The organism is Plantactinospora veratri, assembly GCF_036421995.1.
Lineage (GTDB): Bacteria > Actinomycetota > Actinomycetes > Mycobacteriales > Micromonosporaceae > Plantactinospora > Plantactinospora veratri.
Window position 1 is genome coordinate 189,380 of sequence record NZ_JAZGQL010000004.1, and the last position, 22,954, is coordinate 212,333.

At 72.1% G+C, this 22,954-nt stretch carries 21 protein-coding genes; 8 read left to right on the forward strand and 13 right to left on the reverse strand.

Translation table 11 applies throughout. The features are described from left to right. Positions 1–46 precede the first annotated feature (46 nt). The 6 genes from V1634_RS05715 to fusA all read left to right on the forward strand — a co-directional run bounded on the left by V1634_RS05715 (position 47) and on the right by fusA (position 7,857). On the forward strand, positions 47–985 hold the full coding sequence (locus V1634_RS05715) for an SMP-30/gluconolactonase/LRE family protein (protein WP_331206675.1): 939 nt from the start codon (positions 47–49) through the stop codon (positions 983–985). Between the two features lie 76 nt (positions 986–1,061). After that, entirely contained in the window at positions 1,062–1,982 is a 921-nt protein-coding gene (locus V1634_RS05720; RefSeq protein WP_331206676.1) for a TIR domain-containing protein, read from the forward strand. Positions 1,983–2,219: 237 nt separating this feature from the next. Beyond that, positions 2,220–3,530, forward strand: a complete 1,311-nt coding sequence (locus V1634_RS05725; protein ID WP_331206677.1) for an extracellular solute-binding protein — start codon at positions 2,220–2,222, stop codon at positions 3,528–3,530. Beyond that, positions 3,523–4,476: a carbohydrate ABC transporter permease gene (locus tag V1634_RS05730; protein WP_331206678.1), complete on the forward strand. Its 954-nt coding sequence runs from the start codon at positions 3,523–3,525 to the stop codon at positions 4,474–4,476. The genes V1634_RS05725 and V1634_RS05730 overlap by 8 nt, the downstream gene beginning before the upstream one ends. After that, a complete protein-coding gene (locus tag V1634_RS05735; RefSeq protein WP_331206679.1) occupies positions 4,466–5,308 on the forward strand; it encodes a carbohydrate ABC transporter permease in 843 nt (280 codons plus the stop codon). The genes V1634_RS05730 and V1634_RS05735 overlap by 11 nt, the downstream gene beginning before the upstream one ends. Positions 5,309–5,754: 446 nt before the next feature. Next, positions 5,755–7,857, forward strand: a complete 2,103-nt coding sequence (fusA, locus tag V1634_RS05740; protein WP_331206680.1) for an elongation factor G — start codon at positions 5,755–5,757, stop codon at positions 7,855–7,857. A 198-nt stretch (positions 7,858–8,055) separates the two neighbouring features. Here the strand turns inward: fusA and V1634_RS05745 are convergent, their stop codons facing one another. From V1634_RS05745 to V1634_RS05775, 7 genes are all read right to left on the reverse strand, one after another. Beyond that, entirely contained in the window at positions 8,056–8,517 is a 462-nt protein-coding gene (locus tag V1634_RS05745) for an ATP-binding protein (protein WP_407951723.1), read from the reverse strand. Between the two features lie 197 nt (positions 8,518–8,714). Continuing rightward, positions 8,715–10,040 carry a hypothetical protein gene (locus V1634_RS05750; protein WP_331206682.1) on the reverse strand — a complete coding sequence of 442 codons (1,326 nt, stop codon included), beginning with the start codon at positions 10,038–10,040 and terminating at the stop codon, positions 8,715–8,717. A gap of 27 nt (positions 10,041–10,067) precedes the next feature. After that, a complete protein-coding gene (locus V1634_RS05755; RefSeq protein ID WP_331206683.1) occupies positions 10,068–11,705 on the reverse strand; it encodes a S8 family peptidase in 1,638 nt (545 codons plus the stop codon). Between the two features lie 250 nt (positions 11,706–11,955). Continuing rightward, entirely contained in the window at positions 11,956–12,696 is a 741-nt protein-coding gene (locus tag V1634_RS05760) for a hypothetical protein (protein WP_331206684.1), read from the reverse strand. Further along, positions 12,683–13,663: an acetylxylan esterase gene (locus tag V1634_RS05765; protein WP_331206686.1), complete on the reverse strand. Its 981-nt coding sequence runs from the start codon at positions 13,661–13,663 to the stop codon at positions 12,683–12,685. The genes V1634_RS05760 and V1634_RS05765 overlap by 14 nt, the downstream gene beginning before the upstream one ends. Before the next feature lie 204 nt (positions 13,664–13,867). Then, entirely contained in the window at positions 13,868–14,356 is a 489-nt protein-coding gene (locus tag V1634_RS05770) for a GNAT family N-acetyltransferase (protein ID WP_331206687.1), read from the reverse strand. Between the two features lie 66 nt (positions 14,357–14,422). Continuing rightward, positions 14,423–15,130, reverse strand: a complete 708-nt coding sequence (locus tag V1634_RS05775) for a GTP cyclohydrolase II (RefSeq protein ID WP_407951724.1) — start codon at positions 15,128–15,130, stop codon at positions 14,423–14,425. A 228-nt stretch (positions 15,131–15,358) separates the two neighbouring features. Between V1634_RS05775 and V1634_RS05780 the strand changes: the two genes are divergently transcribed. Then, complete coding sequence (locus V1634_RS05780; RefSeq protein WP_331206689.1) at positions 15,359–16,051, forward strand: RibD family protein; 693 nt, start codon at positions 15,359–15,361, stop codon at positions 16,049–16,051. 62 nt (positions 16,052–16,113) lie between these two features. On the opposite strand, the gene V1634_RS05785 is transcribed toward V1634_RS05780, so the two are convergent. The 5 genes from V1634_RS05785 to V1634_RS05805 all read right to left on the reverse strand — a co-directional run bounded on the left by V1634_RS05785 (position 16,114) and on the right by V1634_RS05805 (position 21,045). After that, on the reverse strand, positions 16,114–17,298 hold the full coding sequence (locus tag V1634_RS05785; RefSeq protein WP_331206690.1) for a lysylphosphatidylglycerol synthase transmembrane domain-containing protein: 1,185 nt from the start codon (positions 17,296–17,298) through the stop codon (positions 16,114–16,116). Positions 17,299–17,475: 177 nt separating this feature from the next. Then, positions 17,476–18,339, reverse strand: coding sequence for a class I SAM-dependent methyltransferase (locus V1634_RS05790; protein WP_331206691.1), 864 nt, complete (start codon positions 18,337–18,339; stop codon positions 17,476–17,478). Beyond that, entirely contained in the window at positions 18,336–19,523 is a 1,188-nt protein-coding gene (locus tag V1634_RS05795; protein WP_331206692.1) for a glycosyltransferase family 4 protein, read from the reverse strand. Before V1634_RS05795 ends, V1634_RS05790 begins: the two co-directional genes overlap by 4 nt. Positions 19,524–19,575: 52 nt before the next feature. Further along, positions 19,576–19,974 (reverse strand): 6-pyruvoyl trahydropterin synthase family protein, encoded by a 399-nt coding sequence (locus V1634_RS05800; RefSeq protein WP_331206693.1) that lies wholly within the window; start codon positions 19,972–19,974, stop codon positions 19,576–19,578. Between the two features lie 78 nt (positions 19,975–20,052). After that, positions 20,053–21,045 carry a zinc-dependent alcohol dehydrogenase gene (locus V1634_RS05805; RefSeq protein ID WP_331206694.1) on the reverse strand — a complete coding sequence of 331 codons (993 nt, stop codon included), beginning with the start codon at positions 21,043–21,045 and terminating at the stop codon, positions 20,053–20,055. 215 nt (positions 21,046–21,260) lie between these two features. Here V1634_RS05805 and V1634_RS05810 point away from each other — a divergent pair, with 215 nt between their 5' ends. Beyond that, positions 21,261–21,983 (forward strand): CDP-alcohol phosphatidyltransferase family protein, encoded by a 723-nt coding sequence (locus tag V1634_RS05810; RefSeq protein ID WP_331206695.1) that lies wholly within the window; start codon positions 21,261–21,263, stop codon positions 21,981–21,983. A 33-nt stretch (positions 21,984–22,016) separates the two neighbouring features. Here the strand turns inward: V1634_RS05810 and V1634_RS05815 are convergent, their stop codons facing one another. After that, positions 22,017–22,805, reverse strand: a complete 789-nt coding sequence (locus tag V1634_RS05815) for a hypothetical protein (protein ID WP_331206696.1) — start codon at positions 22,803–22,805, stop codon at positions 22,017–22,019. Positions 22,806–22,954: the final 149 nt, after the last annotated feature.

The following is a 22,954-nucleotide window of genomic DNA, read 5'->3' on the forward strand; positions in this document are numbered from 1 at the left end:
CCTCCGGCACTGCGACAGACTCAGGAGCACGGATGGAGACACGCCCATGATCCGACGTAATGTCCTGACCGGCTTCGCCGCGCTGGGGATCGCCGCCGCGGTCGGCGCCCCGGAGAAGGCGAGCGCGCACGCACCCGGCGGACGTCCCCGCAAGCGCTTCCCCGACACGTTCGACCTGCCCGACGGCTGGATGCCGGAGGGGATCACGATCGGCGCGCTGCCGTTCGGCTACTTCGGCTCCCGGGCCGACGGTTCCATCTACCGGGTCGACCTGGCGACCGGCGAGGGCCGGGTTATCAGCCGGGGGCCGGGGGCGGGCTTCCCGTCGATCGGGCTGAAACTGGACAACCGGGGACGGCTCTTCGTGGCCGGTGGCACGGCCGGCACCGGGCGGATCGTGGACGCCTGGAGCGGCCGGCTGCTCGCCGACCTCACCTTCACCACCGAGCCGAGCTTCGTCAACGACGTGGTGCTGACCCCGCACTCGGCGTACTTCACCGACTCGCAGAACCCGGTGCTGTACGTCGTGTCGACCGGCCGCCGGGCGACCGTTTGCAATCTGCCGTTGACCGGGGACATCGTCTACACCACCGGCAACAACGCCAACGGCATCTGCCGGACCCCGGACGGCCGGGCACTGCTGGTGGTGCAGTCCAACACCGGGCTGCTGTTCCGGGTGGACCCCCGCTCGGGGGTGGCCCGGCAGGTCGACCTGGGTGGAGAGCTGCTCAGCAACGGCGACGGGCTGCTGCTGGAGGGCCGGACGCTCTACGCGGTGCTCAACCGGCTCAACACGGTGGCCGTACTCAGGCTGTCGCCGGACGGTCGCTCGGGGCGGGTCGTCGCCCGGTTGACCGATCCCCGGTTCGACATCCCGACCACGGTCGCCTCGTACGGCAACCGGCTCTATCTGCCGAACGCGCGGTTCAGCACCCCACCGACGCCGGAGACCACCTACACGGCGGTGGCCATCCCGAAGCCGTAGCCCGGCCCTTCCGCGCTCCGTCGGGCGTCCTCCCCCATACTGCTCCAATATGTCGAACGACGGGAGCGGTACGGGTATGAGGCTCTTCATCAGTTGGTCCAAGCCGCGCAGTAATCAGGTCGCGCTTCTGTTGCGGGACTGGATTCCGAGCGTCGTGCAACGAATAGAGCCGTGGATGTCGAGTGAGGACATTGACAAGGGTCAACGGTGGGGGAGCGAGCTGTCGGAGCTGTTGGCGACGACCTCACAAGGACTGGTCTGTGTTACGTCCGACAATGTGAGTGAGCCCTGGCTGAACTTCGAGGCGGGCGCTTTGGCGAAATCTGTCACCGCCGCGCGAGTGCGCCCGGTGCTGCTTGACGTGCGGCCGGCGGACGTCACCGGCCCGCTGGCCCAGTTCCAGGCAACCTCCCTGACCGAGAAGGCCGACGTCTTCAAGCTCATGGCCTCCTTGAACGCCAGTACGGACAAGCCAATGGATCAACCTTTGCTGAAGAAGTCCTTTGACCGGGCCTGGTCGGAGTTTGACGAAGCCGTCAATCAGCTCGCGCGTATGCCCGAGGACGGAAAGGTCAAGGCGGTCCGGCAGTCGGGGGACAAGATCGATGAGATTCTGAGCCTGGTACGTGATCTGGAACGCCGATTGCCGGCGTTCACCGCGCAGCACATGGCCGAGCCCGGCGATATTCTCGTCGACTACTCGGAGGTCGATCAATCGTTGGGAACTGGCAGGTACCCAGTCCGGGAGTTTGACAATGTGAGTGACTTCCTGAATGAGGTCTACGCGCGGATGAACGGTTTTGTGCCGGCGTTCTCGTACGGAGCGCGATGGGAGCTTTTCGACGTGATACAAAATGTTTCCATGACTGACCTCGGCAGCGCCTGGTCGCGGAGAAACGGGCGCAGTCGCGACTTCCGAACGCTGAACGAGGTCGGTCTGCGGGGCGGCAAGATACTCGCGGTCCGGCTTATACGCAGCGACGAGTCCGAGAGCTGAGCCTCGGCTCGTAGCCTCCGTGCTCCGTGAATCTCAGGCCGCCCACCGCAGTGTTGATCAGCTTTCTGTTCGGTGGCCCGGCGGAGCCGAGCGGTAGCGGACCGGTCGCGACGGGGTTGGTGCGCTGCTCCGGCCGCGCGAACCGCCCGGTTGACTTACGTCTTTCTATAGATTCTTATAGATCGATGGCGGTCGACGGCTCGCCGGTCGCCTTCCGCGGATGTCCTGGGGGTTGACATGCGATTTCGGAAGGTCGGCGCGACCGTTGCGGCGGTGCTGCTGCTGATGCCGCTGGCCGGCTGCGGCGACGACGGCGGCGGTGGCGGCGACGGCAGGACCCTCACCTACTGGGCCAGCAACCAGGGGCCGAGCCTGGACGAGGACCGGAAGATCCTGCAACCGGAACTCGACAAGTTCACCCAGCAGACCGGGATCAAGGTCGAACTCGAAGTGATCGGCTGGCCGGACCTGCTCAACCGAATCCTGGCCGCGACCACCTCCGGGCAGGGGCCCGACGTACTCAACATCGGCAACACCTGGTCCGCCTCGTTGCAGGCCACCGGCGCCTTCCTGCCGTTCGAGTCGGCCGAGCTGGATCCGCTCGGCGGCCCGACCCGGTTCCTCGGGCCGAGCTTCGCGGCAACCGGCGCGGCCGGCCAGCCGCCGACGTCGGTCCCGCTCTACGGCCTGGCGTACGGGCTCTTCTACCACAAGCGACTCTTCGCCGAGGCCGGCATCACCAGCCCGCCGAAGAACTGGACCGAGTTCGTCGACGCCGGCAAGAAGCTGACCAGGGGCGACCGGTGGGGCCTGGCGGTCGAGGGGGCGAGCTACACCGAGAACGCCCACCACGCCTTCATCTTCGGCCAGCAGCACGGGGCGGAATTCTTCGACGGCGCCGGCAAGCCGCAGTTCACCGGGCATCACCACGTCATGGCGGTCAAGCAGTACATCGACTTCATGGCCACCCACAAGATCACCAACCCGAGCAACGCCGAGTACAGCACCCCGACCCAGCCGATCGGCGACTTCGCCAAGGGCAAGGCCGCGATGCTGCTCTGGCAGAGCAACGCGATGAGCGTGCTCGCCGCCGCCGGGATGAAGCCCGACGAGTACGGTGTCGCCCCGATCCCGATCGCCGATCCGCTGCCGCCGGGCGGCAAGCGGGTGAACAGCCACGTCGCCGGGATCAACATCTCGGTCTTCAAGAACACCGACAACCGGGCGGGTGCGCTGGAACTGGTCAAGTTCCTGACCAGCAGCGCGGAACAGCAGATCCTCAACAAGGCGTACGGGTCGCTGCCGGTGGTCAAGGACGCCTACTCCGACCCGGCCTTCCAGACCCCGGTGATCAAGGTCTTCCAGGACGTACTCGGGAACACCGCCGCCCCGCTGCCGCAGGTGCCCGAGGAGAGCAAGTTCGAGACCACGGTGGGCAGCGGGATGCGGGACCTGTTCGCCAAGGTCGCCAGTGGACAGTCGGTCGGCCACCATGAGATCGCGGCGGCGCTGGAAAAGGCCCAGCAGGAGATGGGCACCGGTGGCTGATCGCCCCGGGGCGGTCGTAGCACGTCGTCGGGCCGGTGCCGGTTGGCGCCGGCCCGGTCTGGCGTACCTGCTGTTGCTGCCCGCGCTCGCCCTGGAGCTGCTGGTCCACCTGGTGCCGATGGCCGTCGGCGTCTGGATGAGCTTCCGGGAGCTGACCCAGTTCTTCATCCGGAACTGGTCGGCGGCACCCTGGGCGGGACTGCGCAACTACCGGGTCGCGCTCGACGTCAACTCCGCGATCGGCGCCTCGCTGCTGCGCTCCCTCTGGATCACCCTGGCGTACGCCCTGCTGGTGGTCGCCGGCGCCTGGCTGCTCGGCTTCGTGGCCGCCCTGCTGCTCCAGCGCCCGATGCGCAGCCGGGGACTGCTGCGCACCCTCTTCCTCGTCCCGTACGCGCTGCCCGGGTACGCCGCGGTGATCGCCTGGAACTTCCTGCTCCAGCGGGACAACGGCATGCTCAACCACCTGCTGGTGGACAATCTCCACCTCACCGACGACCGGGCGTTCTGGCTGCTCGGCGACCGGAGCTTCGTCGCCGTGGTGATGGTGTCGATCTGGCGGCACTGGCCGTTCGCCTTCCTGATCATCATGGCCGGGATGCAGAACATCCCGACCGAGTTCTACGAGGCGGCGGCGATCGACGGCGCCGGGCCGGCGCAGCAGGTCCGCCGGGTGACCCTGCCGATGCTGCGACCGGTCAACCTGGTGCTGGCGCTGGTGCTCTTCCTCTGGACCTTCAACGACTTCACCACCCCGTTCGTGCTGTTCGGCGCGGCGACGCCGGACCAGGCCGACCTGATCTCGGTGCACATCTACCAGAGTTCCTTCGTCACCTGGAACTTCGGGCTCGGCTCGGCGATGTCCGTGCTGCTGCTGCTCTTCCTGCTCCTGCTCACCACCGGATACCTGCTGCTGACCTCACGGAGGCGCCGCCGTGCTGTTTGAGCCCCGCTGGTTCCGCTGGGTCCGCTGGGTGGGCCTGACCTTCTTCGCCACCCTCGTGCTGCTGCCGCTCTACGTGATGGCGACCTCGGCAGCCAAGCCGCTGCGGGACGTGCAGGGCGAGTTCCACTGGTGGCCGACCGAACTGACGCTGAGCCCGTTCGCCGACATCTGGCGGACCATCCCGCTCGGCCGGTACTTCCTGAACAGCCTGCTCGTCTCCACGGCCGCCGCCGTCTGCTCGGTGCTGGTCGCGGTCTTCGCCGCGTACGCGATCAGCCGGTTCCGGTTTCCCGGCCGGGCCCTCTTCTCGATGACGGTGCTCTCCACCCAGATGTTCCCGGGCATCCTCTTCCTGTTGCCGCTCTTCCTGATCTACGTCAACATCGACCAGCTCACCGGCATCACCCTGTACGGCTCCCGGCTCGGCCTGGTCATCACCTACCTGACCTTCTCGCTGCCGTTCTCGATCTGGATGCTGGTCGGCTACTTCAACTCGATCCCCCGGGAACTCGACGAGGCGGCGCTGGTCGACGGTGCCGGGCCGGTCGGCGCGCTGCTCCGGGTGGTGCTGCCGGTCGCCGTCCCGGGGATCGTGGCGGTCGCCATCTACGCCTTCGTGACGGCGTGGAGCGAGGTGCTCTTCGCCTCGATCATGACCACCGAGCAGAGCCGTACCCTGCCGGTCGGGCTCCAGCTCTATTCCACCCAGGCCGGGGTCTACTGGAACCAGGTGATGGCCGCCTCGCTGGTGGTCAGCGTGCCGGTCGCGGCCGGATTCCTGATGCTGCAACGCTTCCTGGTGCAGGGTCTGACCGCCGGAGCCGTGAAGTGAGCACGCGGCACGGAAAACCGGGCTGTGCGTCGAGGGTCCGTTCAGTACACTCGTGACCAGCCCAGCGCGATCTTGGCCGTCGATGGCGGACGCGCGCGACGACGAGTGAGGGGAGCCGGCCGTGCGCTACCGCACCGCTGTCGTCGTTCCCCAGTCGCTGCACCGGGTGATCCTGGCGTCTTCCTGACGTCCGGTGTCGGCCCGCGCGGCCACACCGGAGATCCGTGACGAATCCTCCCTGAGCCACACCCCGACGCCGACCCCGGTCCTCGCCGGGCCGTTCGCGTCGGTCGGCTGGCCGTTCGCGTCGGTCGGTCGGCGCTGGTCGCGTCGGTCGGTCCGGCTGCCGGCTCGGGGTGCCCGCCTGGCCGTGTCCTGCCCAGGCCCGTCCCGGAAATCGCGCCGTCGGACCACGGAGACCAGATCATCCAGAGAGGCCATCGGCCATGCGTACCGAGCTGCACCGTAGCGTTTCCCACCCCCTGACCCGGCTGCGCAACCTGGGCATCCTCGCCCACGTCGACGCCGGCAAGACCACCACCACCGAACGGATCCTCTACGCCACCGGCGCCACCTACAAGCGCGGCGAGGTGCACGACGGGACGACCGTCACCGACTTCGACACCCAGGAACGCGACCGCGGCATCACCATCTTCGCCGCCGCGGTGAGCTGCGAGTGGGCCGGTCACCGGATCAACCTGATCGACACCCCCGGACACGTCGACTTCGCCGACGAGGTGGAGCGGGCCCTGCGGGTACTCGACGGCGCGATCGCGGTCTTCGACGGTGTCGCCGGAGTCGAACCGCAGAGCGAGTCGGTGTGGCGGCAGGCCGACCGGCACGGCGTACCCCGGATCGCGTTCGTCAACAAGCTGGACCGGGCCGGCGCCGACCTGGACACGGCGGTCCGGTCGATCCGCGACCGGCTCCGGGTCACCCCGATGGTGGTGCAACTGCCGATCGGTCGGGAGGAGGACTTCACCGGCGTGGTGGACCTGGTCACGATGCGCTCCCTGGTCTGGGCCGACGGTGCGGAGACGCCCGTCGAGGGCCCGGTTCCGGACGAGCTGCGGACGGAGGCGGAGCGGCGCCGTCGGGTACTGGTGGAGGCGGTCGCCGAGCGGCATCCGGCCGCGCTGGAGGAGTACTGCGAACGGTCGACGCTGGCCGCCGAGACGCTCCGGGACGCGCTGCGGGACCTGACCCGTACCGGGGACGGCGTGGTGGTGCTCTGCGGTTCGGCCTACCGGAACCGGGGCATCGAGCCACTGCTCGACGCGGCCGTCGGCTACCTGCCGTCGCCGCTGGACGTCCCGGCGGTGCGCGGCAGCACCTCCGGTGGCGAGCAGCGGGAGCGGCCCGCCGACCCGGCCGCGCCGTTCACCGCGCTGGTGTTCAAGGTCAACTCGACCGGTACCGGCCGGCTGAGCTACCTGCGGGTCTACGCCGGCACCGTCCGGAAGGGAGGAGTGGTGCTGGACGCCGGAGCCGGGCGTACCGAACGGATCAGCCGGATCCTTAGGGTGCAGGCCGACCGGCACACCGAGGTGGACCGGGCGGTGGCCGGTGACATCGTCGCGGTGGTCGGGCTGAAGTCGGCGCGGGTCGGTGCGACGCTCTGCGCCCCCGAGGCGCCGCTGCTGCTCGAACCGCCCACCGCCGCCGACCCGGTGGTCTCGGTCGCCGTCGAGGCGCGCCGGAGCACCGACACCGGGCGGTTGGCGTCGGCGCTGGCCCGGCTGGTCGAGGAGGATCCCTCGCTGGCCGTCCGGACCGATCCGGAGACCGGCCAGACCGTGCTCTCCGGAATGGGAGAGCTGCACCTGGAGGTGGCGGTGGAGAAGATCCGCCAGGACGTCGGGCTGGAGGTGACCGTGGGGCGGCCGCAGGTGGCCTACCGGGAGACCGTCGTGCGCGGCGTCTCCGGGCTGGTGTACCGGCACGCCAAACAGGACGGTGGCGCCGGCCAGTGGGCGCACGTCGTCCTCGACGTGGCGCCGTCGCCCGCTGAGGCGGCGGCCGGCGGTGGCGACGTACCCGACTTCGAGTTCTGCTCGACGGTGGTCGGTGGACGGGTTCCGAAGGAGTACGTCCGGGCGGTCGAGGCCGGCTGCCGGGACGCGCTCGCCGACGGTCCCCTCGGCGGCCACCCGGTGATCGGGCTGCGGGTCACCCTGACCGACGGCGCCACCCACGTGAAGGACTCCTCGGAGCTGGCGTTCCGTACCGCCGGTCGGCTCGCGCTGCGGGCGGCGCTGGCCGCCAGCGAGATGGTCCTGCTGGAACCGGTGGTCGAGGTGACGGTGACCGTGCCGGACGACGCCGTCGGCGCGGTGCTGGGCGACCTGGCCGCCCGGCGGGGCCGGGTCGTCGGTTCGACCACCCGGGCCGGCACCGTGGTGGTCACCGCGACCGTGCCGCTGGCCGAACTCTTCGGCTACGCGACCCGGCTGCGCAGCCGCAGCCAGGGTCGGGGGACGTTCAGCACCCGGGCCACCGGCTACCAGCCGGTGCCGGGCGCGGTCGCCGACTCGGTGCCGCGCGGCTGACCGGTCCGGCCAGCGGCTGTCGGGGAAAGGGTGGGGTGGGGAGTCGCGGCATCGCGGCTCCCCATCCGCCCGTCTCCGGCGGCGTCCGTTGCCGGTCGCGTCAGCGACGCCGGCTCGACCGTGATGCCCAGAGCCCCGTCGCCGGTCTGTCCGTCGCGGGGGTGGTCGCGGCTGGCCGGAGGTCGACCGGACGAACCGTCACAGCCCCCGGTCGATCCGGGCGTGGCTCGGGCCGGAGCCGGCCCTGCTGTCCGGCCGGGATGCCGTCGGTACGTCGGCCGGGCCGGTGACGGCCATGGTCAGTCGTACCCGGACGCCGTCGGCGTCGCTGCGTACCTCGATCGAGTCGGCGAGTTCCTGCGCCAGCCAGAGCCCCATCCCGCCGTTGGCGGAGGGCCGGGGACGGCTGGTCGGAATGGTCGGTAGCGGCTCGGCGAAGCCCCTGCCGAAGTCCCGGATCTCACAGATCAGGTGCCGCCGCCGCCAGAACCGCAGCTCGCCCCTTCCGCCACCGTGCCGGACGGCGTTGGTCATCGCCTCGTTGACCGCGGTCACGAAGTCGTCCAGCCGCTCCCCGGTCAAGCCGGCCACGAGGAGGCACTCGGTCAGTGCTCGGCGCACCTCGGCGACCTGGTCCCCGTCGAATTCGGCCTCAAGCAACAGAGGCTCATGCTGTGTCTCCGTCCGTTGATCGTGCAACGGACCGTCCGTCATGGCGCCTCCAAGGTCACCGGACCCGTCAGGGTACAGCGCGGACGGTACCCACCGGCGGCCGAGTCAATCAAAGCCGACCGGGGATTCAGCCTGTCGAGCGGCCCGGAATCGTCACCCCGATCGGCCCGGCATGCCCCTAATCACTAACTGTTGATCGCACAATACAGAGCGTAGGCAACCTGTCGGCCACTGACATCGCCGTGCGAGCTGATGAACCTGTCCGCCTTCAGGTTGAACACCCGACCCGGCTGGAACTGGTAGCCGCCGCCCACCTCGAGCAGCTCGCTGCCGGGCTGGACCACCTCGGGTGTCTTCAGCGCCCCGTTCCGGCCGATCCCGCCGTACGGGTCGTCGGCGTCGCCGAGCCCGGCGCCGGCCTGCCGGGCGAGCCGGGACGCCGCCGCGTACGCCAGGCCGACCGCCCGGTCGTTGACGGTGTGTGTGACCACCATCGGGCCGGTGAGCCGCCGATCCGCCAGCAGCGGCCGGAAGTGCCCGTTCCCGCCCCGGCCGTCGAAGTCCAGGGCGAAGGCGTGGTGACTGAACGCACCCTGCATCAGCGTGTAGGAGTGCAGCCGAGGCTGCCGTACGGCGGCGGCGGCCAGCGCCCGGGCGCCGAACGAGTGACCGGCCAGGTGCAGCCGTACGCCCGACGTCGACGCCCCGGCCAGGTCGGACAGGAGCGTGGCGATGCCACCGGAGCCGACCTTCCCGGCCCGGTCCTTCATCGTGTAGTAGGTGGTGAGGTTCAGCACCCCGCGCGCCTTGGCCAGCACACTGTCGAAGTCGAAACCGAACCCGGCCGCCCCGCCGGCCGTGGCATCGGCCATCCCGCCGGCCATCCCGCCGGGCAGGTCGCTGGCGGCGCCGCCGGACCGCTCCGGCGACCCGAAGTCGACCTCGGGGCCGCCCACCGCCTGGAAGACCGTCTCCGCGTCGGCGTGCAGCAGCGCCGTCGGCGGCGGATCCTCGTCCACCTCCGTCGCGCCGGTCGACGGTGCGGCCGGCGCGGCCGGGATCTGCTCCCGCAGGGCGTCGAGGAACCGCTGCCGGGCCTCGGCCGAATCCGTCAGCCTCGGCACCAGCCGGGTCAGCAGCGCCGCCCGGGCCGGATCCTCGACCCGGGTCGCGATCGCCCCTACCAGCGCCGCTGCCTCGTCGCCGACCGCGACCCCGCCGCCGGCCACCTCGTCCTCGTCCGACCAGCGGATCGACGGCCAGAGCGCGCCGACCACGGCCAGGGTCCGGGACGCCTCGCCGGGCACCGCCGGGCGTACCGCCGCCAGGTTGTCGGTGAGCCGCTGGTAGAGGCGCCGGGCCTGCGGGATGTCGTTGTTCCAGCCGTGGCAGAGCACGAGTACGTCGGTGGCGCCCGAGGAGGCGACCAGCTCCAGCGCCGCCCGCTGCTGTGCGTCGTCGTGGATCTCGCCGGTGGACCGGATCTCCACCTCCGCGTACGGAAACTGCATCAGCGCACCTCGCCTGTTGCCTCTGGGTCAGACCGACTGGAGGGCCCGCATCGCGTCGACGAGCCCACGGCCCTGGAACGAAGGATCCCGACCGAGGTCGGTGGCGGAGTCGAGCAGTGCCCGCTTGACCCGGTGCGGGCGGCCGATGAACTCCTGGTGCACCGACATGAACGCCGCCGCCACCCCGGAGACGTGCGGTGCCGCCATGGAGGTGCCGGAGTTCTCCACGTAGGTCGCGCCCGGGACGCTCTGCCGCGCCTGGTCGAGCAGCCGGCCGGTACCGGCGCTGATCACCCGCTCGCCCGGGGCCACCAGATCCGGCTTGGCCCGGCCGTCCCCGGTCGGACCCTTCGAGGAGAAGTAGGAGACGCCGGAGGCGTGCGGCCGGCACGAGGTGGCGCCGACCGTGATCGCCAGTTCGGCGTTCCCAGGGTCGTTGATGGTCAGGTCGAACGCCGTCCGCATCCGCCGGCCACCGGCGTCGATGACGTAGCCGTAGCCGGTGTTGCCGGCCGCCGCCACCACGACCACGCCGGACTGCACCAGCCGGTCGACCTCCCGGCAGATCGGGCTGAGACCGGTGGCGAACCAGGTCGGGTCGAACGGGTAGCCGACCGACAGGTTGACCCCGTGCACCAGCAGCTCCCGGCCGTGGTCGTTGAGTTCCTGGATGTACTCCAGCGCGGCCAGCACCGCCGCCATGTCACCGGAGCCGTCGTCCCGGAGCACCTTGCAGGAGAGCAGCCGGCAGCGCGGCGCCATCCCGCTGATCGACCGCAGGCGCAGCCGCTCGGTACGCAGGTCACCCGCCTCCGGCTGATAGAAGGTGGCGGCGGTCAGCGGCTCCTGGTCGTCGGAGACGATCTGCTCACCGGCCAGGATCCCGGCCACGTGGGTGCCGTGCCCGGCCACGTCCTTCGTCGCCTCGTCGTCACTGTCGCCGACGAAGGAACGGTGCGCCAGTGGCGGGGTCAGCGCCAGATTGCCGTGCCGCTGGAAGTGCGCGTGCCGCTCGTCGATCCCGGAGTCGAGCACCGCCCAGACGATGTCCTGGCCGTACGCGTTGAAGGCCCGGTGTGCCGCCTGGCACTTCGTGGTCACCACCGTGCGGTGGGTGAGGGGCTGGACCTCGAAGTTCGGCCAGATGCGGTGGATCGCCGCGCGGGGGGCCGGGCCGGCGCCGACCGTCGACGCCGAGGGGTCCTCGGTGGCCGGGCCGGACCGTGGTGCCTGCTCCGCCCACCCGGCGTCCAGCCCCGCCTGCTCCTGGGCGACCTCCTCGGCCTCCTCGGCGTCGGCGGCGACCAGGGCGCGGACCTGCGCGGCGGTGAGGGCGGTGCTGACGTACGAGCCGATCGGCCAGACCGGCGTCTCGGCGTCGGCGACCTGCCGGATCAGCTCCGTCACCCGGGACTGTGCCCGGCGCACTCCGCCGACGTACCGGGTACGCAGCTCGATCACCACGCCGATCGGCTCCTCGCCCGACTCCCGCATCCGCTCCTGCAACGGCCGGGCGATGACCGAGTCGGTGACCAGGCTGGGTGAGGTCGGCACCGGCGAGAGCGGGCTCGCCCGGTCGCCGCCGTCGGCGTTCTGCTCGGCCGAACCGAACTCGGCGGGCAGCGGCTCCGCCGGACGGCCCGGGTCGACGCTGTCGGAGTCCATCGATTCCTCCCGTGGCTTCCGGACCATCGTTTCCTCACGGATGGCCGGAGGAGAAGCGGCGGACGTGGATCTGACAGTCGTCGTCGACCGTGTTGCGGACGGGTCGGATGCGACCGGTCCGGGAGCCGGGTAATCATACGGCGACGGCCGGCTGCGGTGGGGGCCCGCGGCGGCCAGGGTGGCCGCGTCGTCCGGTGTCCCGGACGCCTCCCGCCGGAGCCGGCCGGAGGCGTCCGAGCCGTGCCGGGAACTATCCGGTACCGGTGGCAGCACCGGGGCCGAAGGGTGCGCGGGCCAGCGGCACCCGTACCGGCTGGCGACCGTTGAACCGGAAGCGCAGCAGCTCGGCCGCGTCGACGACCGCGTCAGCCAGGTGCAGGCCACGACGTGCGGCGACCCAGTCGACCAGGGCCACCGGATCGCGCAGCGGCCCGGTGAAGTGCACGAGGGTGGCGTACCAGATGTCCCGGCTGAAGTCGGCCTCGAACCAGGCGTCGTCACCGAGCTCGTCGCCGAGTCGCGCGGCGAACTCGTCCGCCGCCGGGTCGACCGGGTACGCGCAGGCCATCACGCCGGACGGGGTCAGGGTCAGCCCGCGCAGCGCCAGGCGTACCGGCCGGCACGCCGCCGCGGCCCGACGCAGCGCCGAGCTGGCCCGGCGTACCAGCGGATCGCCGTCCGGCACGCCGCTGCGGTGCGCCTCGAGCGCCCGTACCGTGAAATGCGCCGCCTCCGGCGCACCCGTCGGCCAGTGGTCGGGGCCGGCCACCGCGAGCGCCTCGGCGGTCACCGCCGCGAGGCGGGCGGTGCAGGCCGGGTCGGGCGGCAGCACCACCGACACTCCCCACCGGCCGCCGTCGACCGGTGGGGAGTCGCGGTAGTGGTTGCCGGCGAGCACCGCGTCGCGGCCTCGCACGAAGAGCCGGTCGAAGGCGGCGCCGTAGCCGGCGACCGGCTCGGCGGTTCTCCGTTCCAGGCTACCCACGGTCACCGAAGAGCCGGCGGAGCAGTGCGGCCTGCCGGGGGAACTGGAAACCCGCCCCGCCCTCGTGCCCGTTGTACGGCCACACCGTGATCTCCTTCTCCTCACCGGCGTAGTGGTTGAAGGCGGCGTAGACCGTCGACGGCGGGCAGACCGCGTCCATCAGGGCGACGGAGAAGAGCGCCGGGGCACTCGCCCGGCTGGCGAAGTTGACCCCGTCGAAGTAGCTCAGGGTGTGGAACGCCTGCTCCACGTCGCCCCGGTGCGTCCGCAGGTACGTCACCAGCTCGTGGTACGGCGTGGCATCGGTGATCTCGGTGGCCCGGCGGAAGTGGCAGAGGAACGGCACGTTCGGCAGTACCGCCGCGAGTCCGTCGACGAGGCCGGCGACGGCGATGCTGATCCCACCGCCCTGACTGGTGCCGCCCACCGCCACCCGCTCCGGGTCGACTCGGGGGTGTGCCCGGACGGTCTCCACGGCCCGGACGGCGTCGGTGAAGACCCGGCGGTAGTAGTAACTGCTCGGATCGGTGAGACCCCGGGTGAGGAAGCCGGGGGTCTGCGGCAGGCCGACCGGGTCCGGGTCCGGGGTGTCGCCGACCAGGTGACCGGCGCTGCCCTGGCCCCGGGTGTCCATCACCAGGTGGGCGTAGCCGGCGGCGCTCCAGGCCAGCCACTCGTGCGGCAAGCCGCGCCCGCCGCCGTACCCGAGGTAGTCGACGACGCAGGGGAGCCGGCCGGTGCTGTGCCGGGGGAGCAGGAACCAGCCGCGTACCGGCTGGCCGGCGAAGCCGGAGAAGGTGACGTCGAACACCTCTACGGTGGAGAGTCCGGCGTCGTACGGTTCGAATCGCGCCGGGCTCCCGGCATCGCGGGCCTGGGCCAGGGTGTCGGCCCAGAAGGCGTCGAAGTCGGACGCTTCCTCGCGCTTCGGTAGGTAGTCGCGCAACCGGTCCAGTGGCCAGTCGACAAGCATGCGCCGTCTCCTCTCGTCGTCGCGGGCTGGAGGGGTGCAGCCCGCGAGCGGCCCCGGCCGCGAGCCGGGGCGTCCCGAAATCGGAGGGTAGCGTCCGGGCCGCCGATCGCCACGTGCCGGTGCGCCGCACCCAGGTTCGGACGAGGCGGAGTCGACGTCAAGTCCCTGGTCGTCCGGTAGGTCGGTCCGGTCCTCCGGGGGCGGTCAGGTCCCGTCGTCCGGGACGGTCAGGTCCAGTACGCCGACCACCTGGTCGCCGATCCGCTCGCCGGTGAGCCGGAAGCCGAGTCGGGCGTAGAACCGCTCCGGCCCGTGCTCGCCCGGCGCCCAGGTCACATAGGCCCGGTCCTGCCCGCGCCGCCGAAGCTCGTCGCAGACGGCCAGCACGGCGAACCGGCCGTACCCCCGGCTCTGCTGGTCGGCGGCGATGTTCAGCCGCCAGAGCCCGGAGCGCGGCTCGTCGGCCGGGTCGTCCGGATCGAACCTGACCATGAAGAAGGCCATCACGAAGCCGACGAGCCGCTCGGCATCGTAGACCAGCCGGGGCCAGGCGACCTCCGGCTGGACGTACGCCTCGGCCAGCGACTGCGCGACCGGCGCGACCAGGCCCTCCTGGTCGGGGCGGACCCGCAGTCCGCAGGCGGCGACGACGTTGTCCGGAGTCACCTTCTCCAGGCGCGGCGACGACGACATGCCGGCACTCTATCCGCTCCGTCCGCCCGCCCAGCCGGTCGCGCTGTCCGCCCACCGGCCCGGCCCTCAGTCGGCGAGCGGCAGGTCGATGGTGTGCGCGGTGTGGTTCGCCTTCGTCTTCAGATATCGGGCGTTGGCGGCGGAGAGGTGCACACCGGTGGGTACCCGCTCGGCGACCTGCACGCCGAGCCGGTGAAGTTGTTCCGCCTTGTCGGGGTTGTTGCTCAGCAGCGCGATCCGGTTCGCGCCGAGGGTACGGAGCATCTGTGCCGCCACGGTGTAGTCGCGCTCGTCCTCGCCGTGCCCGAGCGCCACGTTGGCCTCGTAGGTGTCCAGCCCCACGTCCTGTAGGGCGTACGCGTCGAGTTTGGCGTACAGCCCGATGCCCCGGCCCTCCTGCCGCAGGTAGAGCAGGAACCCGCCCTGGCCGCTGATCCGCTCGACCGCCTCCCGCAGTTGCGGGCCGCAGTCGCACCGCTGACTGCCGAAGACGTCACCGGTCATGCACTCGCTGTGCGGCCGCACCAGCGGCGCGGTCGCGCCGTCGACGGACTGACCCAGTCTGCTCCGCCAGTCACCGAGACCGAGTGCGAGATGCTCCCGGCCGTCCACCAGCCCGTCGAAGGTGAAGACGCTCGCGGTCGCCGTGTAACCGTCGGCGAAGCGGAGCGGTACGGTCACCTGCCGGCGGACGGTGGCGGCCGGAACCGGCCCGACGGTGTCCAGCGTTTCGGGTGCCTCGGCGGTGGTTACCTGGGGCGGTGTGTGCGGCATCAGTTCTCCCTCTTGGGGTCGGGTGCGTACGCCCTGAAGATCTAGGGTGCCTCTCTCGGGGGTCTGCCCGCCCGCGCATCTACAGAGCGTGGAGGCTGGTACCCGGTGTTCGGTCATCCGATGCGGGCCACCTGACCGGCATCGGGACGAGGTCGGCGGGGACGGGCGCCGACGATGCGGAAGACTGACCCACCGCGCGGGCTGTTCATCGACGGAGAGGTGCGACAAGTGGGCGACCGGCCGTACGTACTGCTCAGCTGCGGCATGTCAATCGACGGCTACCTGGACAACGCCGGCGGGACGCGCCTGCTGCTCTCCAACGACGCCGACTTCGACCGGGTCGACGCGGTACGGGCGGACTGCGATGCCATCCTGGTCGGCGCGGGTACGGTCCGCCAGGACAATCCGCGACTGCTGGTCCGGTCGGAGCAGCGCCGGGCCGAGCGGGTGGCCCGGGGCCTGCGGCCGACGCCGGTGAAGGTGACCGTGACCGGTCGGGCGGACCTCGATCCGACCGCCCGGTTCTTCGTCACGGGTGACATCGACAAGATCGTCTACTGTGCGAGCGCCAGCCTGGACGAGGCCCGTAAGCGTCTCGGCGAGGTGGCGACCGTGGTCGACAGCGGCGACCCCGTCGACCTCGAACTGGTGCTTTCCGACCTGCACGACCGGGGCGTGGCCCGGCTGATGGTCGAGGGCGGCGGGCAGATACACACCCAGTTCCTCACCGCCGGCCTCGCCGACGAGTTGCAGTTGGTGATCGCGCCGTTCTTCGTCGGTGACTCCCGGGCGCCGCGTTTCGTCGGCGACGGCCGGTTCCCCTGGGGACCCGACCGCCGGGCCGAACTGGCCGAGGTCTGTCAGATCGGCGATGTGGTGCTGTTGCGCTACGCCCTCTCGGAGCGGTTCGCCGCGACGTGACCGGTGGACGGCCACCCGGCCGGCCGGGGCGGCGAGGGGCGTGCGGCGGGTCGTGCCGCCGGTCACGCGACCGCCCGGGGTAGCCGGAGACGCGCCGTCACCCGCTTGTCGGACGCCACAGCCGCGGGTGCCAGGGTCGCGGACGCCACAGCCGCGGATGCCGGTGTCGCGGGCGTGCTGATCGGGGTCGTGCCGATCGTGACCGTGCCGGCCGCGGTCGTTGCGGTTCGGGCCGTGCGGAATCCGGCGATCCCTCGGGTGACCAACACCACGGCTCCGGGCAGGCTCGCGACGAAGGCGAGCACCCCGTAGACCACGGCGACGGTGAGGCCGAGCGAGGCGCCCAGCCCGGCGGCGCCGAAGGCCCAGGCGGTGACGCCCTCCCGGGGACCCCAGCCGCCGACGTTCAACGGCAGCGCCATCGCGATCAGGGCCAGCAGCATCAGCGGTACGAGTTGGCCGACCGGCGCCGACGATCCGGCGGCCCGGGCCGCGACGACGAAGGTACCGAGATGTCCGGCCAGCACCACGGCGGAGGAGAGCGCCACTCCCGGCCAGTTGTTCCGGGAGAGCAGCCCGAGCCGTACGTCGGAAACGGCCGTCCGGCACGCCCGACGCCACCGCGAACCGGCAGGGTGCACCGCCTCCGGTCCGGCGGGCCGGACCCGTTCCGCGGTGGCGCGGTCCACAGCGGAAGCGTCGGGTCGCCGTCGCGACCGCAGTACGAGCCAGCCGGCGAGACCGAGCGCGCCGGCCGCAGCCAGGACACCGGCCAGCAGCGGACCGGTCGACCCGGAGCCGACAACGGCCGGCAACGGGGCGGGATAGCCGAGCAGCAGCACCAGCACACCGACGGTGACCAGCACGATCTGTCCGGCCGAACGTTCCAGCACCACCGCCCGGACGCTGCGGCTCACGTCGTCCACGTCCCGGCCGTGCCGTACCGCCCGGTGCACGTCCCCGAGTACGCCGCCCGGCAGCGCGGCGTTGAGGAAGATCCCCCGGTAGTAGTCCGCGATCGCCCTGCCCAGCGGCAGCCGGATGCCGAGACCCCGGGCCACCAGGCACCAGCGCCAGGCGCTGAAGACGGTGGTCAGCAGCCCGATCCCGAGCGCGGCGAGCAGGGTGCCGGCGTCGATCACCCGCAGCCCGTCCAGGAACGCCTCGGTGCCGAGCCGCCACAGCAGGAAGCCGAGGATGGCGGCGCCGCCGAGCAGCCGTGCCCAGGCCCAGAACCTACGCCTCACGACGCCGCCCGGTCCGCCGGAACTTCCCGCCGTGCCGTCCTCGCCCCGCACATCCGCCACCTTCCTTCGATCGGTTTCTCGCCAGTTATACGAGGCAACCGGGGCTGCGGTTCATCCGTGCCTGGCGAGCGGGTCGGTACGGGCTCGTTCGTACGTGCCGAGCGGGTCGGTACGGGCTCATTCGTACGTGGCGAGCAGGTCGGCGTGCCCGACGACCACCCGCAGTTCACCGGCGATCGCGGCGGCGAGCCGGCGCTCCAGGTAGCCGGCGGCCGGACCGGCCAGTTCCGGACGGTGTTCGACGGCGGCGGCCACCCAGCCGCGCAGCCACCACGCGGCCAGTTCCGCCTCGGCCGGGCCGAGCCGCCACGGGCTGGGCCGGACCCGCACCTGCGCGCCGAGCCGGCGGAACGCCTCGGCGGTGGCGTCCACGGCGTCCGGGCCGAGCAGCCGTGCCCCGTCACCGGTCTCCCGCCGCTGGTGGGCGTTGAACGCGGCGGCGATCTCGGCGTCGAGCGGGTCGGCCGGGGAGAGTTCCACCTCGCCGAGCACCGAGAGGGTCAGCAGCGCCGGACAGCCGGCGTCGACGCAGGCCCTGACGAGCCGCTCCACCTCGGCCAGGCTGAGCAGGTCGAGCAGGGCGGAGGCGGTGACCAGCGACGCCCCGGCGAGGTCGTCGGCGGTCAGCCGGGTGAGGTCGCACTCCCGGGTCAGCACGCTGACCGGCGAGCCGTCGGCGGCGGTGCGCGGAAGGTGGTCCCGGGCGTGCTCCAGCAGCCCGGCCTCCCGGTCGTAGAGCACCCAGTGCTGCGGACCGGGCAGCCGACCGGCGAGCCAACGCCCCATCGAACCGCTGCCGCAACCCAGATCCCGGATCAGCGTCGGGCCGGCGTCGGGCAGCAGGCCGCGCAGCGCCTCCACCAGCTCGTCCGCCCGGGCCCGCGCGTCGGCCGGCTCCCGCAGGCCGAGCCAGGCCAGGCTGTACGGCGAATCGTCGCCCCCGCCGTCGGATTGCCCGGTTCGCTCGCCGTGCTCAGTCATGCCGTCCCCTCGGTGCGTCCACTTCTGGCTCCTTCCAACGGACCGTCCTGGCCGGCCGGCGACGGATCGTCCTCGGCCTGCGACAGCTGCCGGGCCGGTTCCGGTTGCCGGGCCAGCGCGGTCAGCACCTCACCGAGGCGGGCGGCGGTGACGTCCCAACCCGGCAGGTCCGCCCGGCGGTCCCGGGCGGCGGCCCGGAGCCGCTGCCGCAGGTCCGGCTCGTCGAACCAGCGGCGCAGCGCCGTGGCCAGCGCCGCCGGGTCACCGGGCGGCACCAGCAACCCGGGTACGGCTCCGTCGGGTGCCCGCCCGACCGCCTCCGGCAGCCCGTCCACCTCGCTGCCCAGCACCGGAACGCCCCGGGCCAGCGCCTCGGTGACGACCATGCCGTACGGCTCGGCCCGGGACGGCAGCACCAGCAGGTCGGCGGCGGCGTAGTCGGCGGCCAGCTCGGCTCCGGTACGCGGACCGGCGAACCGAACCCGCTCGGCCAGCCCGGCCGCCCCGGCGGAGCGGCGCAGCCGGCCGACGTAGTCCGGATCGCGGTCGACGGGGCCGACACAGCGGCAGGTCCACGGGCGGTCGGCGACGCTCGCCAGCGCCTCCACCAGTACGTCGTGCCCCTTGCGGGGGATGACCGAGGCGACGCAGAGCAGGCTCGCGGCGCCGTCCGTACCCGATGCCGGCGGTGCGGCCGCGACCCCGGGCGGCACGACGTGCACCCGCCCGGCGGGAAGGCCGTGCCGCCGCACCAGCGTCCGCCCGGTCCCGGCACTGGTCGCGACAATCGCCGGGACGGCCCGCAGGGTGCGCCGTTCCAGCTCGTCGAGCCGGGCCGCCACCTCGGACGGCAGCCCGGTCTCGTCGCGCAGCGGCAGGTGCACCAGCACCGCCAGCCGGAGCCGTCCGGCTGCCCGCCCGACGACCTCGGGCACCCCGCAGGCCACCAGCCCGTCCAGCAGCACCAGCGCGCCGTCCGGTACGCCGTCGAGCGCGGCGGCGAGCGCGGCCCGCTCGGCCGGACCCGGCCGGGGCCAGCTCCCCGGCACGGCCAGTTCGGAGACCCGCCAGCCGAGTCCGACCAGCCCGGTGATGACCTGGCGGTCGTAGGCGTTGCCGCCGCTCGGGGTGCCCGGATCGTCGATGTCCCCGGGCAGCACCACGTACGCGGTCCCGGCGCTCACCGCGCCGCCCGCGTCCCCGGGCCCCGGCGGGCGCCGCCGGAATCCGCTCCCGTCACAGGGTCCGCTCGTAGCTGGCCCAGGCGATGTGCGACTCGTGCAGCGTGACGGTGATGCCGGTCAGCCCGCGCGCTCCCGCACCGAGCGAGCCCGCCTGCACCCGCTCGGCGAGCCGGTCGGCGATGATCTGGGCGAGCGCCTCGGTCGAGGTGTTGATCCCGGCGAGCGAGGGCTCGTCGTCCAGGTTGCGGTAGTTGAGTTCGCCCAGCACCTCGGTCAGCGCTCCGGAGGCCAGCCCGATGTCCACGACGATGTTGTCGGCGTCGAGTTCGGGCCGGCGGAACGTGGCGTCCACCACGAAGGTCGCCCCGTGCAGCTTCTGGGCGGGGCCGAAGACCTCGCCACGGAAGCTGTGCGCGATCATGATGTGGTCACGGACGGTGATGCTGAACAAGGATCTCCTCCTGGTGTTTCCCGATCGGTCGGTCTGTCGGAGCTGGTCGGTCTGTCCGAGCTGGTCGGTCTGTCCGAGCTAACGGTCGACGGCCGCGTCACCGTAGTCGACCAGGTGACACAGCGCGGATAGTTCCCCGCTGACCAGCCGGGGAAGCACCTCCGGCAGCTCGACGAAGTCACAGGCGCCGGTGAGCAGGGCGTCGAACACCGGGTCGGTGAGCAGTTCCAGGGCGAGCGCGAGCCGGTCCGCGAAGGTACGCCGTCCGCGTACGTTCGGTGACACCGTACCGACCTGACTGCTCCGTACCACCAGTCGACGGGAGTGGAAGTTCTCGCCGAGCGGCACGCTGACCTGGCGGTCGCCGTACCAGCTCAGCTCGACGACGGTGCCCTCCGGGGCGAGCAGTTCCAGCGACCGGGTCAGCCCGGCCGAGGTGGCGCTGGCGTGCACCACCAGGTCACGGTCACCGGTCGCGTCGGCGGGCAACGCGAAGTCGACGCCGAGCGCGGCGGCGACGCCCGCCCGGGCAGGGTCGGCGTCGACCAACTGCACCCGGGCACCGGGGAACCGGGCCAGCACCCCGGCCACCGCGCTGCCGACCATCCCGGCCCCGACCACCGTGACCCGGTCGCCGACCAGCGGCGCGGCGTCCCAGAGCGCGTTCACCGCGGTCTCCACCGTGCCGGCGAGCACCGCCCGGGACGCCGGCACCCCGTCCGGTACGACGGTGATCGCCGACGCCGGCACCACGTACCGGGTCTGGTGCGGGAAGAGGCAGAAGACGGTACGCCCGACCAGGTGCTCCGGCCCCGCCTCGACCAGGCCGACGTTGAGGTAGCCGTACTTCACCGGGCCGGGGAAGTCGCCCTCCTGGAACGGGGCGCGCATCGTCGCGTACTGGCTCGGCGGCACCTTGCCGGCGAAGACCAGCGTCTCGGTGCCCCGGCTCAGCCCCGAGTGGAGGGTGCGCACCAGCACCTCGTCGGCACCGGGCGGCGTCAGCGGGACCGACCGGATCTCGCCCCGGCCTGGTGCGGCAAGCCAGAAGGCCTCGGCACGCACTGTCATCAACTCCTTTCCCGGCGCGATGAACCGAACGCGGGTCTTTTCCGTTTCCACGGGGGTGGGCAGCGGCAACGATACGCGGCGCGTCGATCGCGCCAAACCGTGACGGAGGAACGTTGACTGTCAGTGATCATCCGATCGCATCATCCCTGGTCCGCCTGCGTCCCGCGCGGCAGCGGGCGGGATCCGTACCGCTCGATGGCCGTCGCCCCGTACCGGTGGGCACGCCAGCGGAGGTGGACGGACCGGCGGTGGGACTGGCCGTCCAGTTCGTCCTGCTGGCGGCACTCTCCGCCACCGTCGGGCTGGGCCCCGCCGGCTGGCTCGCCGGTTCGGCGTACGCGGTGGTCACCTGGCTGCTGCTCGGCCGGGCGATGCGCCGCTCCGGCGCGCGGATGCTGGGCGCGGCCAACCAGGTCACCCTGGCCCGGGGCACCCTGGTCGGCGGGGTGACCGCGCTGGTGGCGGCCTCCTTCTGGTCTCCGGCCCCGGTCGGCCTGCTGGTCGCCGTGGCGGGCGTGGCGCTGGCCCTGGACTGGGTCGACGGTCAGGTCGCCCGGCGCACCGGCACGACCTCCGCGCTCGGCGCCCGGTTCGACATGGAGGTCGACGCCTTCCTCATCATGGTGTTGAGCGCCTATCTGGCGCAGACCCTCGGCGCCTGGGTACTCGCGATCGGCGTCCTCCGGTACCTCTTCGTCGCGGCCGCCTGGGCGCTGCCGTGGCTCAACGCGGCGCTGCCGCACCGGTTCTCCCGGAAGACCGTCGCCGCGATGCAGGGCATCGTGCTGGCGGTGGCGAGTTCCGGGCTGCTTCCCGGGCCGCTGGCGTACGCGTCGGTCGGGCTGGCGTTGGCGCTGCTCTGCTGGTCGTTCGGCCGGGACGTCGGCTGGCTGTGGCGGGCACACCACCGCGACCCGGTAGCGGCCGGTTCGCACTGAACCCTGCCGCGTCCCGGCCCGGTCGGCCAGCGGTCAGCGGAGGCGCTCGATCGTCACCGGGATCAGCCCCGCGATCCTGGCCGCCGTGGTCAGCTCACGCAGCAGCGGTCCCACGGCGTCGTCCCGGCTGCCGGCCAGGTCGGCCGTCAGGTCCAGGCACCAGGCGGCACCGGCACCGATCCGGCGCAGCTCCCAGGTGAAGGCGTCGGCACCGACCCGGCGTCGAGCGGTACCGACGACTCCGGTCAGGACGCCGGTGCCGCCCTGGCCGGACCTCATCCGCCAGGTGCCGAGCAGTCCGGTCAGGGCGTCCGGGTCGAGTCCGGCGGTGAAGAGGACCCGGTAGAGCCGGGTTTCGGTGAAGCCGGGGGTGGCCCGGCCGGGGCTCAGCCGCAGCGGTGTGGAGACGGGCAGCCGGATGCCGCCGTCGAAGTGTCCGCGCAGCACCTCCTCGCCCGGTAGTTCGCCCCCGCCGAGATGGCGGTAGACGAACTCGACCTCCTGCCGGTTGACGCCGACGACCCGGTCCCGGAGTGCGGCGTCGGCACGTACGCCCCGGCTGAACGCCGAAGCGCCCCGCCAGCGGGAGCCGCCGGCCGTCCACCCGGTGCTGTCGAGCCGGACCGCCGAATAGTCCCGGCCCAGCACGAACTCCTCGACGAGGATTCCCGCCGGGCCGGCGAAGTCCGGGTTGTCGGGCCGGACCAGGTAGTAGTCCAGCATCGACCCGGCGGCGACCGGCCTCGCCGCCGTCCCGGGCCGGGATGCGGCTCGGGACGGCCACCGGGCCGCACCGTCTGGTCTGGCGGATACCGTCGGCATGCCATGCATTCTCGGCCGGAAGTCCGCGCCGACGGTCGCGGCTCGCCCAGGAACGGTCGCCGGAGATGTTCCCGACGCCTCCGCACCGGGAGAACGCAGCGGCCTCGTGGACTCAGCGGGTCTCGCGGGGGAGTCAGCGCGTCTCGGGG